This is a genomic window from Methylobacterium sp. WSM2598 (genome assembly GCF_000379105.1).
GTDB lineage: Bacteria > Pseudomonadota > Alphaproteobacteria > Rhizobiales > Beijerinckiaceae > Methylobacterium.
Window position 1 is genome coordinate 6470390 of the sequence record NZ_KB900609.1, and the last position, 14053, is coordinate 6484442.

The 14053-nt window shown below is 64.2% G+C and carries 15 protein-coding genes; 8 read left to right on the plus strand and 7 right to left on the minus strand.

What is annotated here, in order from left to right; genetic code table 11:
* The first annotated feature begins 55 nt into the window (after positions 1–55).
* From MET2598_RS37635 to MET2598_RS0130160, 3 genes are read left to right on the plus strand one after another with little or no spacing between them, the layout of a single operon-like run.
* Positions 56–700 carry a helix-turn-helix domain-containing protein gene (locus MET2598_RS37635; protein ID WP_084673960.1) on the plus strand — a complete coding sequence of 215 codons (645 nt, stop codon included), beginning with the start codon at positions 56–58 and terminating at the stop codon, positions 698–700.
* A gap of 21 nt (positions 701–721) precedes the next feature.
* Entirely contained in the window at positions 722–1942 is a 1221-nt protein-coding gene (locus tag MET2598_RS0130155) for an IS256 family transposase (protein WP_018263396.1), read from the plus strand.
* A 40-nt stretch (positions 1943–1982) separates the two neighbouring features.
* Entirely contained in the window at positions 1983–2462 is a 480-nt protein-coding gene (locus MET2598_RS0130160; protein ID WP_018263397.1) for a transposase, read from the plus strand.
* A gap of 333 nt (positions 2463–2795) precedes the next feature.
* Here the strand turns inward: MET2598_RS0130160 and MET2598_RS41645 are convergent, their stop codons facing one another.
* From MET2598_RS41645 to MET2598_RS0130175, 5 genes are all read right to left on the minus strand, one after another.
* A complete protein-coding gene (locus MET2598_RS41645; protein WP_157182285.1) occupies positions 2796–3263 on the minus strand; it encodes a hypothetical protein in 468 nt (155 codons plus the stop codon).
* Positions 3264–3546: 283 nt separating this feature from the next.
* The gene (locus tag MET2598_RS0130165) at positions 3547–6333 is read right to left on the minus strand and encodes a DUF927 domain-containing protein (RefSeq protein ID WP_018263398.1); all 2787 of its coding nucleotides are present in this window, start codon (positions 6331–6333) and stop codon (positions 3547–3549) included.
* A gap of 120 nt (positions 6334–6453) precedes the next feature.
* On the minus strand, positions 6454–6678 hold the full coding sequence (locus MET2598_RS43925; protein WP_084673961.1) for a helix-turn-helix domain-containing protein: 225 nt from the start codon (positions 6676–6678) through the stop codon (positions 6454–6456).
* A 112-nt stretch (positions 6679–6790) separates the two neighbouring features.
* A complete protein-coding gene (locus tag MET2598_RS41650) occupies positions 6791–7408 on the minus strand; it encodes a hypothetical protein (protein WP_157182286.1) in 618 nt (205 codons plus the stop codon).
* The gene (locus MET2598_RS0130175; RefSeq protein ID WP_018263399.1) at positions 7405–8607 is read right to left on the minus strand and encodes a tyrosine-type recombinase/integrase; all 1203 of its coding nucleotides are present in this window, start codon (positions 8605–8607) and stop codon (positions 7405–7407) included. The genes MET2598_RS41650 and MET2598_RS0130175 overlap by 4 nt, the downstream gene beginning before the upstream one ends.
* A gap of 480 nt (positions 8608–9087) precedes the next feature.
* On the opposite strand from MET2598_RS0130175, the gene MET2598_RS41655 reads away from it, so the two are divergent.
* The 4 genes from MET2598_RS41655 (at position 9088) to MET2598_RS0130195 (ending at position 11955) form a co-directional block, all read left to right on the plus strand.
* Positions 9088–9477 carry a hypothetical protein gene (locus MET2598_RS41655; RefSeq protein WP_157182287.1) on the plus strand — a complete coding sequence of 130 codons (390 nt, stop codon included), beginning with the start codon at positions 9088–9090 and terminating at the stop codon, positions 9475–9477.
* Positions 9474–9728, plus strand: a complete 255-nt coding sequence (locus MET2598_RS0130185; RefSeq protein ID WP_018263401.1) for a hypothetical protein — start codon at positions 9474–9476, stop codon at positions 9726–9728. The genes MET2598_RS41655 and MET2598_RS0130185 overlap by 4 nt, the downstream gene beginning before the upstream one ends.
* The gene (locus MET2598_RS0130190; RefSeq protein ID WP_018263402.1) at positions 9725–11170 is read left to right on the plus strand and encodes a phage/plasmid primase, P4 family; all 1446 of its coding nucleotides are present in this window, start codon (positions 9725–9727) and stop codon (positions 11168–11170) included. Before MET2598_RS0130185 ends, MET2598_RS0130190 begins: the two co-directional genes overlap by 4 nt.
* A gap of 320 nt (positions 11171–11490) precedes the next feature.
* A complete protein-coding gene (locus MET2598_RS0130195; protein WP_018263403.1) occupies positions 11491–11955 on the plus strand; it encodes a hypothetical protein in 465 nt (154 codons plus the stop codon).
* 102 nt (positions 11956–12057) lie between these two features.
* On the opposite strand, the gene MET2598_RS0130200 is transcribed toward MET2598_RS0130195, so the two are convergent.
* The gene (locus MET2598_RS0130200; RefSeq protein ID WP_018263404.1) at positions 12058–12372 is read right to left on the minus strand and encodes a hypothetical protein; all 315 of its coding nucleotides are present in this window, start codon (positions 12370–12372) and stop codon (positions 12058–12060) included.
* 305 nt (positions 12373–12677) lie between these two features.
* Between MET2598_RS0130200 and MET2598_RS0130205 the strand changes: the two genes are divergently transcribed.
* Complete coding sequence (locus tag MET2598_RS0130205) at positions 12678–13031, plus strand: hypothetical protein (protein WP_018263405.1); 354 nt, start codon at positions 12678–12680, stop codon at positions 13029–13031.
* A gap of 444 nt (positions 13032–13475) precedes the next feature.
* On the opposite strand, the gene MET2598_RS0130210 is transcribed toward MET2598_RS0130205, so the two are convergent.
* Positions 13476–14027: a cupin domain-containing protein gene (locus MET2598_RS0130210; RefSeq protein WP_012333640.1), complete on the minus strand. Its 552-nt coding sequence runs from the start codon at positions 14025–14027 to the stop codon at positions 13476–13478.
* Positions 14028–14053 lie beyond the last annotated feature (26 nt).

The window sequence follows — 14053 nt, forward strand, 5'->3', positions numbered from 1 at the left end:
GTTGGTCGTGAGGCACGTCTGTGCTGGCCTGCTGCCTGTGCATCTGGAGGCTGCGATGGCACGACCGGGCCTGACGATCCGCGCCGACCTCGCCAGCGCCGCCGAGTTGCGTCGCTTGGCCCGGCGCGAGCCACGCCGACGCACGAAGCACCGCCTCTTGGCCATGGCCAACGCGCTGGAGGGCATGAGCCGCGCCGAGGCGGCCCGGGCGGCCGGGATGGAGCGCCAAGCCCTGCGCGACGCGGTGATCCGGTTCAATGCCGAGGGGCTTGCCGGGCTAGTGGATCGTCCGCACGGCCACAGGCGGGAGATCCTCAGCGAGGGTGAGCAGGCGGTGCTGATGCACCGGATCCTGGTCGGGCCGGACCCGGAGCGAGGAGAGCCGTCGAGCTGGACGCTGCCGGACCTGTGCCGCTTCATCGAGGAGCGGTTCGGCAAGACCATGGGCCCGCAATCCATGCCACGCGTCGTGCGCCGGCTCGGCCTGTCGAAGCAGAAAGCCCAGGCCCGTTCACCCGAAGCGGGACGCCCGGGCCGCTCGAGCGTTCGCCAAAGGGGGCTTCGCACCGCCGTAGCGGCAGCGGGCGAGGCCCATCCGGACAAGGCGATCGCGCTCTGGTTCATGGACGAGGCCCGTGTCGGTGAGATGAGGCCGGACCGGTCAGGGACTGTCAGGATTTCCGTGTTCGGGCAGGCATGATGGGACCGCAGGAGATCCGCGATGGCCCGCCGCAAAGACCCCAGCATCCCCGATGCCGTGCTCGATCAGCTGCTCGCGGGCGCTGATCCGAAGACCGCCTTCGACCCCGGCGGGTTGCTCGACGGTCTGAAGAAGGCCTTGGCGGAACGCGCCCTGAATGCCGAGATGAATCACCATCTGGCGGGCCAGGACGGGACCGGCAACAGCCGCAACGGCTACGGTAGCAAGACCGTCACCACCGACACGGGCCGCTTCGAGCTGGCGGTCCCGCGCGACCGCCACGCGACCTTCGATCCCCAGCTCATCGCCAAGTATCAGCGCCGCTTTCCCGGCTTCGACGAGAAGGTGATCTCGCTGTACGCCCGCGGCATGAGCACCCGTGAGATCGTCGGGCACGTGCGCGACCTCTATGGCATCGAGGTCTCGCCCGACTTGATCAGCGCCGTGACCGACGCCGTCCTGGAGGAGGTCGCCGCCTGGCAGGCCCGGCCGCTCGAGCCGGTCTACCCGGTCGTGTTCTTCGACGCCCTGCGGGTGAAGATCCGGGACGAGGGCTTCGTGCGCAACAAGGCGGTCCACATCGCGCTGGGGGTGCGGGCTGACGGGACCAAAGAGATCCTCGGTCTGTGGATCGAGACCAACGAGGGCGCCAAGTTCTGGCTTCGCGTGATGACCGAGCTGCGCAACCGCGGAGTGGAGGACATTCTGCTGGCGGTCGTCGATGGTCTGAAGGGATTTCCCGAGGCGATTACCTCGGTGTTTGCGCAGGCGACGGTTCAGACCTGCATCGTTCACCTCTTGCGCCACAGCCTGGACTTCACCTCTTACAAGGACCGCAAGTTCATTGCCGCGGCGCTGAAGGCGATCTACCAGGCCACCGACGCCACCGCGGCGGAGAAGGCGCTGACGGCGTTCGAAGAGGGCGCGTGGGGCCGCAAGTACGGCGCCATCGGCCAGAGCTGGCGCCGGGCGTGGAGCGAGGTCATCCCGTTCTATGCCTTCCCGGCCGAGGGGCGCCGGATCGTCTACACGACGAATGCCATTGAGGCCCTGAATGCCAAGCTACGCCGGGCGGTGCGGGCCCGAGGCCATTTTCCCTCCGACGAGGCCGCGCTGAAGCTGCTGTTCCTGGTCTTGAACCGCTCCGCCAAGGAGTGGAGGATGGCGCCGCGGGAGTGGGCGATGGCCAAGGCGCAGTTCGCCATCCTCTTCGGCGAGCGCTTCACACGGGCCATGGCCTGAAGGATGTTCAACCGCTCGCCCATACACGAATATTCTGACAGTGCCGACCGGTCATCGCTGGTGGCTGCGCGGCCAGCGCCCGCCCGGGCTGTGCGACAAGCGCTTCGCCTCGGCCTACATCCTCGCGGCCGTGCGGCCCGCCACAGGCGAGGACTTCGCCCTCGTGCTGCCGCGCGTCTGCACGCAAGCCACGAACCGCTTCCTGGCTGACTTCGCCGCCACCATTCTGCCCGACACCCACGCTGTCCTGGTGCTGGACGGCACGGGCTGGCACGATCTCCGCTCGGTGACGGTCCCGCCCAACCTCACCCTGGTGCCCCTGCCGCCCTACAGCCCGGAGCTGAACCCGGTCGAGCGCGTCTGGCTGTACCTGCGCGAGTGCTACCTCTCTCATCCGCTCCTGGCCGACTATGAGGCCGTCGTCGAGGCGTGCTGCCGGGCCTGGAACGCTCTCGCGGCAGAGACCGGCCGCATCAAGACCTTCTGCGCCTACTCCTACCTCGAACAGATCAGTTCATAAGCGCGACGGTATAACTATACTATTGCGTCACCGAAGGAATTCTGGAGATTCGAAGCCCTGGACGTGCGCAGCACCGTCACCAAAAGGGCAGAGACCTCCCATGTCCCTGGTTCCGTACGCCCGCTTTATGCGAATCGGCGGGAGTGCCAGACGGTCAACCGCCAACTTCGAATGGCGGCTGTCAGGTGTCGAGCAGCCATTCCGGCGGCACAGGTTGAAGGTCTGGAAGTGGCGCACTGCGGTCCTTCATGTGTCGTCAACAGAGGTAACGAGGGTCAGCAGTCAAGCCAATTGCGTACCGATTAGCTGCATCCTGCTGGGCGAGATGCGCTCCTATGCTCTTAGCGGCCCCGCTTCTAATATAGGCCGAACTTGATCGCTATAACCGCTGTTGTACCCCGAACGCGGATCGCGACAGAATTCCCAGACGGGAATGCCGGTCGGCTGCCCCGGCTTCTTTCGATAGGCCAGATGCCCGAAGCGGATTTCAGTCCCCGTGAGCGAGACGGCAGGCCCCCCAACCGTCAGCACGAGCGCACCACAATAGTCGACGCGAATGACCCCACGCGTCGGGTGAACGCCAAACAGAAGGGATGCGGTCCAGCCCAGAGCTTCAGCCTCCTCGCCGAACCGCTCCAGGAAGTCGGCCGCTCGGTCATAGGCTCGCGGCCAATCACCCGGGTCGTAGCTATGATCTGATGGCAGGATCGCCGCTCCTGCCTGACCATCGCCGCGCTTGTAGCCGGGACAAGGCGCCTCTTCACGGCTGAGAAGGCCAAAACCCGCCCTCCAGAGTTCCATTCCGTCGGTTGCAGGAGGGGTCCCTTCGCCTCGCAACACCCCCGCCACTCGCTTCGCCACACTCGGCGAGGTGTGGCATCTCTCTCCACCTTCAGCAGTTCGAGTGTGGCGAGGAGTGGCTGGTGTGGCGTGTTGATATATAAGGATTTTTCGCTCTAACCGGCCGTGTGGTGGAAGGTGTGGCGCGGTGTTGCTGGCCAGGGTGGCGGCGCCTGCCACACTTGCCACACGTGTTTTTGCGCTTGAGAGGGAAGCTCGGATCTCGCTGAGCATATCGAGGAGGTCAGCGCCCATCGTCGCCTCCCTCAAACATATCGGCGGTGATGACGTAGACCCGCTGGCTCGCCTTGTAAGGCGTGCGTTCGGAGCGCTGCAGCTTTCCCTGCGGATCGCGTTTGAGCATGCCGCGATCAGCTAAGAGCCTCGCGGTGGCGACGGGGTCAAGACCGGCACACACGTCCGCCTTCCACGCCTCTGGTAGCACGAGCCACACCCGCTTGCCGTCGCTAGTCTCACGGCGCCAGCCGGCGCGATTCGGCACGGGCTTGGCCTCCTTGTCGTCCATCGGCTCGAACCGGCTCTCGCCGTGCGCCTCGAAGAAGCGCCGCACCTGCGCGATCGCCTCACGCACTTCCGCGGGCTCGGACCCGCCACGAGTGGCGATCCAATCGGCGAGAGCCTTCGCGGCAGCAGCGGCGGCCTCGCCCTTCTCCCAAGGCACGATGCCGAACATGGACGCCAACTCGCCGGCTGCGGCGATGAGGCCGAGGCGCGACGCGCCGCGTCTAACCTGACCGTCCGCGTCGGGCGGCAACTGGTCAGCCACGAATTGGTCGACGACGCCCCTGACGGCGCGCGCGATCTTCTCGTGGCCTTCCCCAAAGAGTGCCCGCACGAAGGCGGGACCTGCGGTGCCGTAGGCTCTCAATGCGGCCTCTTTGATCGTGTCAGCGAGGCGGGCCGGATCTCCTTCCTCACCCGCGTGGTCGAAGACCCCGAAGCCCTGCCCGGCATCGGCCGGGATATCGAGGAGACGCACCGCCTGACCTGCATAGGCCCGGCGCTGGCGGTCCTCGCTGATCTTGGCGGCCATCGGAATCTCGCCCGTCGAGAGCGTCAGCACCCGCCACGTCATCGGGCTGCGGATCGAGCCATCCCGCGCCGAGCGGCCCTTTCCGACACCCGACGCCAGCTGGTATACCGCCGCGGCTGCATCCCTGCCCTCGGCAACCCCGATCTCGTCGAGGCACAGGCAGGTGTCGGTCACGATCGCGGCGGTCGACTCCTGGGCGTTGGCAGTGGCGCGCCACGAGCGAATGAAACCGGGGTCGGCGGAGCCACGGCCCCACACGCTCGCGGCCGCCCGAAGCGCCGTGGTCTTGCCCTTGCTGGACTGGCCGTAGAGATTGACGCCACCGCCCTCGCTGCCGACGAGGTGTACGAGAGGTCCCGCAAGCGCCGTCGAGATGGCGAGGACGAGGCGGACGTGCCCGGCCGAGAGCCGACCGACGCCTTGGCGCCAGTCGTCGAGCGTGCCCCGCGAGGAGTACGGCGCGGCGGCGCCGCCGACCAGCACCACTGTCTCGCGCGCCGGCTGCCCAATGACCTGTTCGGGCAACACGAACACGTTCTGATCTGCAACCGTGTGCCAGCCCGTACACGACACCGTCGTTACGCGGGCGTCGACCGTGACGCGGTTGAGATAGTCGGCGAGATGCTGTCGCCCGTTGCGGGCCACGGTCAGACCGCGGATGGCGAGCTCGGCTGCGAGCGCACCCGGCTCGGCGTGGAGCGCCGCGTCGGAGACGGCGTACTCGTGGCAGCGCCCGTCCGGATCCCGCCAGCGCAACCAGCGCGCCCAGCCGTGTCCCTGTGGGTCCCGGGCACGCCCGATCACCTCAAAGGGCCCTGAGCACCAGATCTCCTCGGTGGTACGATTCTCACCCCGGCCTTTCGGGATCTCGACCGTCAGCCCGTCCGAGTTCATGTGGAAGTTGTCGAACGAGATGTAGGCCGGAGGCGGTTCGACCTGCCCGACGTAGGAGAGGACCGCCTCTCGCAAGCGTTGCGGCTCCCAGCCCTCATCCAGGCCATCTGCCGCATCCCAGCCTTCGGGGATTTCGCGCGTGCCACCGGCAGGATCACGAGTGGCAAGCGCTCGAGCACCCACCAGCGTAATGGTGCCGGCGCCAATCGCGTCCAGCTCCGCCATGACCTCGCTGGCGTAGCGGTCGCCCGGCTCGTCGCAGTCCGGCCAGATCAGCACCGACCGGCCCGCCAGCGGGCGCCAGTCGGCTGCGCGCGCGCCCATGGCGCCGCCGCTGGAGGTGATCACGACCGAGTGCTCGAATACCATGCGGGCGGCGTCGGCGGCTTTCTCGCCCTCGACCGCGACCACGCTGGAGTTCGGCTTGGCCGCTAGCAGATCCAAGCCGTAGAGCGGCCGGGGCTTGGGCCAGGACTTCCAGCGCCAGCGGAGCGCGGTGTTCTCGCGCCAGAGGGTGAGGGGAAAGAACTGCTTGCGCTGGCCCGGCGGATCAAAGCGCAGCACGTAGCCGAGAAGCCGGCCTTCTGCGTCGCGGTAGGCCCAGTTCCCCGAGGACGGACCATAGGACGGGTGCAGAAAATTGGGCACCGGCGCCCCGTCCGGCACCGGCATGACGATTTCGGAGACGGGATCACCGGTGGTGGTGTTGGTATCCAGGTCGAGAGCATGTGGTAAGATAGCGGAGTCGATGCGGGCAGCGCGCTCCATTTCGGTCGCCTCCTTCGGGGACGGATCGGGGCGGGGAGAACGGCGGCGAACACGGCTGGCCCGGCGCGTGTTCAGTGCGGTGCTGCCGCGCGACGACGGCTTCCAGCGGGGCAGTCCGGCGCGCTCGCTCACGTAGTCTCTGCAGGATATCCAGTCGTCGCCCGCGAACGAGTGGACGACGATATCCTGGCCGTCCTCACTAATGCGCACCGACAAGGAGCGGTCGGCAGCGGAGTGGCCCGGGCCGGGTGCCAGCACCTGACCGTTGCGCACCTCGCCGCCGAGAGCGCGCGCGAGGGAGTAGAGATTGATCATCTGCGCAGCTCCAGCTTCTGTTGCTACTTCTGGAGTGCTGGTCGGGTTGACGAAAGCATTTCCCAGGACCTTATCGCGATCGGAACTACCAGATCGGGCCCAATTCATGTTCAGCATGGCTCAGGGATCTTCCTCGATGTTTGCGAGGAAGGTGCGCAGGCCGTCTGCCAAGATCAGTCGCCGGTTTCCGATCTTGATTCCCTTGATTCTGCCCGTAGCTAGCAATTCATAGACGGTCGTCCGGCCGAGACCGAGGGCGTAACATGCTTGGTCTACTGTGAAAGCGAGCTTAGGTGTTGACGCTCGCAGGTCTCCCTGCGGCACCTGAACTGGTTGAGAATTCATAGTGGCACCGGGTTTCTGACCGCCCTTACTCGGGCGAACACCTGCGTATAGTGGAGCGGTCAGCTACCCAGCGCTACATCCAGCACTGTCAGAGTTGGAGACGAAATAGGGCTTAACGCTTAAGCCGACGCCCGGACTTAGGCCGCCAATCGCCGTACTCACGTTGGTTTTTAATCCAGCTCTGAACCAGCGAAATGCTAGGTGTAGCCAAGCCAGGATCGATGCCACCTTTACTGAATAATTTTTCCAAGCTTGCCTTCACTCTGCCGCCGCCATACCCCCTGGCAAGCAATGTAGGTAAATTTTCATCTACTATTTGATCTCGCTTGGAGCGTTTACTATCCCGGGCTTTGCGTCCCGACTCAGTTAATTTCCTTCTTTGTAATTTTCCGAAAAAATTCTCACTGCTCTTTGTGGCAGAAATCCTAGCGGCGCCAATGACCAACCCTTGTGTCAGATCTGCGATGCCGCGCATTAGTATCCTATAGCATCTATGCTCTTCTAGCTTTAGCGTTTCGACAACTGCTGAAAGAGATCTATTTCCTTCTTTGATTTGCTGCACGGCGTATCTAAGATACTTGCTGTCATTAGGATCCATATGATCCATTCCGGTATCGCGCTCAATTTTCAAAATCAAAGTGTTGATGCGATCCTGAATTTGCTTCTCAGCCTTAACCATCGCAGCATCGTTAAGATCTGTACGATGCGCGTATAAGTCGGAGTCTTTCAAGGCAAGCCTCCTGCGCTACCCGAAACACAATGGCAGGCCCATGCTTGCATCAGCTCTCGCCGCTTTTGAAACAGGTCGCCACGGCGGTAAGCCCGCTCCACCTTTGACTCGACTGTATGAGCGAGTGCGGCCTCCACTACTTCTGACGGGTAGTGCGTGACCTCCGCGCTCCAATCGCGGAATGAACTGCGAAAGCCGTGCACGGTCAACTCGCCTCGGCCCATTCGGCGAAGCATCATCAGCATCGACATGTTGGAGAGCGGCCGCCCCCGCTTCCCGCCGGGGAACACGAAGTCTCCCAAGTGGATACCCGCCATGCGCCATAGGATCGCCAGCGCAGGTTCCGAGAGTGGGACGCGGTGCTCTGTCCCTGCCTTCATGCGAGCGGCCGGCACGGTCCAGATGCCGGCCTCCAGGTCGAACTCCGACCACGTGGCCCCGAGTGTCTCTCCGGTCCTGGCAGCCGTGAGAATGGTGAAGGCCAGAGCGTTTGCCGCGGCACCGGACTGCTCCTTCAATGACTCCAGAAAGGCCGGAACTTCAGCGAAGGGTAGCGCGGCGTGGTGCTCCACTTTTCGCACACGGGACCTCTTCGGCAGCAGATTGGCGAGGTGTCCCTTCCATCTCGCCGGGTTCTCGCCGCGCCGGAAGCCTCTGGTCGTAGCCCAGTCGAGAATGGCCTCAATCCGACCGCGTACGCGGTTCGCCGTCTCAGGCTTCTTGGCCCAGATCGGTTCGACCGCCCTCATCACGAGGCCGGTATCGACTGCTGCCACGGGCAGTTCACCGAACACAGGATATGCGTAGGTCTCCAAAGTAGCCGCCCACTGGGCAGCGTGCTTGGCGTTCCGCCACCCTACCTTGTGAGCCGCGATGTATGCCTCGGCGCACTGGCAGAAGGTCATCGTCCGAGCCGACGCGACTGCGGCATCCTGCCGCTGAACTTTGCGAACCTCGATCGGATCGAGGCCCTCGGCGCAAAGCTTGCGGCAGGCAAGCGCCTTCTCGCGCGCCTCGGCAAGCGAGAAGGTCGAGGCCGAGCCCAACCCCATCGCCCGCGCTCTACCCCGGAGCGTGAACCTGAAGAGCCAACTTTTGGCTCCCTTGCCGGTGACTTGGAGCCAGAGGCCGCCGCCGTCCCCGTACATGCCAGGGGTCTTCAGCTTGGCGACGCTGATGGCGGTGAGCTTTCCTGCCATGCGCGCTACTCACGTGATTACCCACATAGTAATCGCGAACTGGGGCAAACGCCAGCGGCCGGCTGCGCACAGCTGGTTGGAGATTGGCGTGTTGTGAGAGAGACTTGGAGGCCGCTGGCGGACAGCTGCGGACAGGGGTCTGGCGGAAGGGGTGGGAGTGCCCCGTACAAATCACTCCAACAAGTTAGCCTGGCTAACACACGAAACGACCCTCGTTGAAGAACAAGGGGAAATTTCGTCCCTGGCTAACGGGGGTCAAAGCCCCCTGCCCTCGCTCGAAAAAGAGGACGCCGCCCCGGGAGTGCAGGCCCGGAACGGCGCGAAGAATGGTGCTTCCCTCAACAGAAGCAGGTCAGACGATACGCACAGCACGGGAGCCGTGGCAACCGCCCTCGTCGTGATCGTAGATCGCTGCGGCATGCTCGACAGCGTGCTCAGCCGGCAGAGTGAGGCCCGCGCGCTCCTGATCGGAGGCCGGGCATGAGCATCAACCCACCTGACAACATTGGACAGCGCTGTCTCGACGAGATCTGGAATCGTTATGCTGCTCGGATCGGAAATCCAGAACAACAAATAAGCAAATACGGCATCATCGACTCGCCTATTTATTATTTTGAAGAAGCCGGAACTTTCTTTGCGGAATACTACCTGACATATTACTGTGACCACGCCGAATATAAGGGCCACACCAATGAGAACCATCATGCAATTCTCAAAGAAGTGATAAATAGCTCAATAAGAATCATGCACATCATCGGCATTCACTCGAATGAATTGGAGGAGGTGATAACAGATACCGTTGTCCAGGCGTACTGGGGTTGCATACGGGAAATTAGTCTGTCCAGCTCGGACACGGGAGGCACGGCATGAACACTCCCGTGCGCCACACCGACCACATCGGCCACGGCTCGGCCGATATGCTGATGGAGTGCGTGGCTGAGTGCCTCAACCTCGCAGCGCTCAAGGCCGACCTCGCGATCAGGTGTGCCGACGCGAACGACCGCGCCGGCCTGAACTACCACGCCCGGCAGGGCGCAGCCGCCTACGAGCAGGCGTTGGGCATCCTCAAGATGCTCAACGAGCGGCGAGCCTCCGAGCGATCACGCGAGGGCGCCGCATGACAGAGCGTTCCTCACTCGCCCAGGCTCTTGATGAACTCGGGCCCGTGCCTGACTGGCCCGAGGCCGCCACCGACACTCAGAAAGGGCCCGCTTCCAAGCCAGCCTACATCCCACCCCGCACCGACATCGTCACGGAGGACAGCGCCGCGTGCGAGTTCGCGGCGCTGTACGGCGACCGTCTGCGGTTCTGCCACGACACGGGCTCCTGGTACGCATGGACCGGAGCGGCTTGGCGCCCCAATCGCGTCGGTGTGGCATTCCATTGGGCGCGCGAGACTGCACGCCGTCTCATCGCCAAGAAGAACGAGAAGACCCGGTTCATCGCCAGCAGGACGACCTTCGCTGCCGGCGTCGAGCGATTCTGCCGTTCGGACCCGGTCTTCGCCGTCACCGCTGAGGGATGGGACCCTGATCCATGGCTGCTGGGCACGCCCGGCGGCACGGTGGATCTGCGCACGGGTCGGCTGCGCGTTGCCGATTCCCGTGAGCGGATCACCAAACTGACCGCGGTGGCCCCAGCTGCCACACCGGACTGCCCGATGTGGCTGGCCTTCCTCAACCAGGCCACTGGCGGTGACGTCGGGCTGATCCGGTTCCTTCGTCAATGGGCCGGCTACTGCCTGACCGGTCTCACCCGCGAGCACGCGCTGGTTTTCGTCTACGGCCCGGGCGGGAACGGCAAGAGCGTGTTCCTGAACGTCCTGACCGGCATCCTGGCGGAGTACGCCAAGACGGCGGCGATCGACACGTTCACGGCGTCCAAGGGCGACAAGCATCCGACCGACATGGCGATGCTGCGCGGGGCGCGGCTCGTCACCGCCTCGGAGACAGAGGAAGACAAGGCCTGGGCCGAAGCGAAGATCAAGCAGCTCACCGGTGGCGATCCCGTGACAGCGCGGTTCATGCGCCAGGATTTCTTCACCTTTCAACCGGCCTTCAAGTTAACGATCGTGGGAAATCACCAGCCGATGCTGCGCAATGTTGATGATGCGGCCCGGCGCCGGTTCAACATCGTCCCCTTCACCCGTAAACCCGAGCGGCCCGACCCGCAGCTCGAGGAGAAGCTGAAGGCCGAATGGCCCGCGATCCTGCGATGGATGGTCAAAGGCTGCCTCGACTGGCAGCATAACGGCCTCGTGCGGCCTGTGAGCGTTGCGGCAGCCACCGAAGCTTACTTCATTGAGCAGGATCTTCTGGGCCAATGGCTCGCCGAGCAGTGTATCGTGCGTCCAGGCGATCCCCACTGTTGGGATCGAATCGCCGACCTGTACGCGTCCTGGAGCAACTACGCGCGGGCAGCCGGTGACGAGCCAGGGACCGTGAAGGCCTTCGGGCCCGCGATGCGTCGGAGGGGATTCCAGGACAAGCGCACGGCGCACGCCAAGGGCCTGATGGGCGTCCGGCTCCGTCAGGCAGAGAGCTACCGAGAGAATGACCAATGACTGAGAATGACGGTCATTCCCCTATTGAGCCCTATACGCGTGCGCATGTGAGCGGCGATCCGGAAATGACCGTCATTTTCGGTCACTTAGTCACTCTGCCGCGTGTTGACCAAGTTCGGGCCGTGGGGCGGCGACGCCGAGCGCCGCGCCCGCCTCCGCTGCCTGCAAGCCCTGACGCATGCCCTGTGCGGGCCTCGCGGTGCTGCCCTCGTGGCCAGCGTGAACGAGCTCGCACGCCTCGAGCCGCTCGACCGCCGCCGCGTGCTGGCGACCTACGCCGCTGTTTGCCGCCCGACGCCTGCCTCGAGGAGTGATACCCGATGAAGTCAAAGGTCGAAAATCTGAACGTTGAGCGCTTCGCGAAGTGCTGGGCCCTGGCGAAGGCCGGTGGAACTGAAGGCGAGAGAGAGGCAGGCCTTGCGGCCGCCACCCGCGTGGCAGCGGCAGCGGGCCTCACGATCGAGGAGGCTGAGCGCCTGGTCACCGAAGCGGGTCCCACAGCGTCTTCGTCGTCCGCGACTACCACCTCGTTCTGGGACGACATGATCGTCCGTGAGATGGCCGAGATGATCCGGAAGAAGGTCGACGAGGAGATCTCCCGGCAGATGGCTCTACGAGAGCAGCGGCTGAAGGAGGAAGCTCGCGAGCGGAGAAGACAGGCCAAAGCTGCACGGCTCGCCCACGAGCGCGACATGGAGGAATGGGCCGCCCGCATGAAGGCAGAGCAAGCGATCAAGGACCGCGAGTGGGCGGAGCAGCGCAGGCGGCAGCAGGAAAACGCCTAACAGGAGCCGCTTTCGTGACGGCGCTTTCCGAAGCTCCTCATAGACCCACCATGAAACAAGACCAATCATGCGAGCTCTAACCAAATCGGCCACGACGTCTGGTCAAATGGTCTCGTACGCGAACAGGACCGCAATTAGCGAAAGGCAGGCCAACCCGAGAACGAAGCAAAGGTCGGCGATCCGCTCGAGACGTGCGCTCAACACCGCGCTCGTGGTTCTACGCATCGACAGGTACGAGGCGAGCGCACTGGCCAGGAACAGCATCGCCGTCACGCCCGCGTACTCGTCGACGTGGCTAGGACCGATCCGCTCCTCGACGATCTTCACCAAGCCGATCACGGTGGCACAGACGCCCACCATCGAGCCCGCTGCAGGCAGGATGTGGTGCGAGAGCCCAGGTCTCTGCTCGGACATCATCGACTCCGCGGTTCAGCGGGTGCTGGTGAGGTGCACTGCCCTGCCCCGCCCGGGAGGCTACTCTGAATCGGCATCCTGGAGTGTGGATGTGGCTCGATCCAACACGGGAGGGGGTATCGAAAGTCTATAGGAGCTTGGGGGCTAAACCGCATCGGGTCTCATTCGCAGATCTTTTTTCCAGCATGTGAATTAAATCAAAGGGACGCAACATGACGAAGTCATTGGGAATCGGCCGCGGTGGTGCAAGGCCAGGTGCGGGGCGCAAGCCGGGCCCACTGCCAGTGTCCTGTGCCGCACCGGACGACATGGTTGAGGAAATGGCGGCGCTCGGCGAGGCTCCCAAGGTCATCGCGCGAGCGCTCAGCATCACGTATACCCAACTGCAGCGGGAATACCGTGACCAACTGCTGCGCGGCTCCGCGCGGCTACGCGCCGAGCTGATCGGATTGGTGTGGGCGAAGGCGCGAGCGGGCAACTGGCAGGCCATCCAGTGGCTGCTGGCGCGCATGACTGCCATCGAAGCGGAGAAACGTCTCGCAGCCGAGCCGAAGCCCGCGAAGCTCGGGAAGAAGGAGCGGGCTCATCGCGAAGCGCAGACAGCGGGAGACGGTACTGAGTGGGGCGAGGATCTCGCCCCTGCTGGTGGATATCCGAACTGATGCTGATTCGCTTGAGTGTGCCTTCTTCACGCGGCACGGAGCGGGCCCCTGCCATTGAACCTAGCCGTTCACTGGCCGCATGCTGGCTGCTGCCAACTTGCCTGGTGTCTAATCAACGGAAGCTCGTGACCTAGGGTGTGTGAAAACACAGCGGGGTTAGAAGGATCTTCTCGTGAGCACCCTGGCAGCATCGAAACGGGCATTCTGACGACATCGGAATGGCCATCCGGTGGACGCGCATGTCTGCCGCTTAGAAGATTGTTCTACAATTCCGGAATGCGCCTGAGTTTTCACACAGCCTGAACCCAAAGCGGTCTCTGGCGGCGCACGTCGGGAATGGCCGGTCCTGAGCCCTGTCCGGACACTCGGCCTTCCGCCATGGTATCCTCATCTGCCGGGACGAGCCAAATGGCTTCAAGCAAATCAGGGCGGCTCAACCAAGGGTCAGAACGTCGGTGGGGTGCAGGCGCTGACGACCTCGCACGGCAGAGGGCCCACACAGCGGAATCGGTGCGGGCGACGACTCGCGAAGTAGTAGGCGTCGCCCGGCCCCAGCACCTTGCGCTCATCGTCCACCGTGACCTCCAGCCGGCCCGACAGGACGAGCCCACCCTCCTCGCCGTCGTGGACGAGCGGCACCCGCCCCGTGTCCGACCCCGGCTCGTAGCGTTCTTTCAGGATCTGGAGCGCGCGCCCGATCAGGGTCTCGCCGACCTGCCGGTAGGAGATCCGCCCCTTCCCGATCTCGACCAAGTCCTCGGCGGCGTAGAACGCCTTCTCGGTGCGCGCGGGCTCGAGCGAGAAGAACTCCGCGAGGCCGATTGGCACGGCGTCGAGGATGCGCTTGAGCGCCCCCACCGAGGGGTTCGTCTGCCCCGACTCGATCAGCGAGATCGTCGAGTTCACGATGCCCGCCTTCCGGGCGAGCGCCCGCTGCGACAGGCCATGCAGGGTTCGCACGTAGCGCAGCCGCGCCCCCACCTCGTCGTTCGTCACCAGGGCCCCTGTTCGGGTTGTTGCCT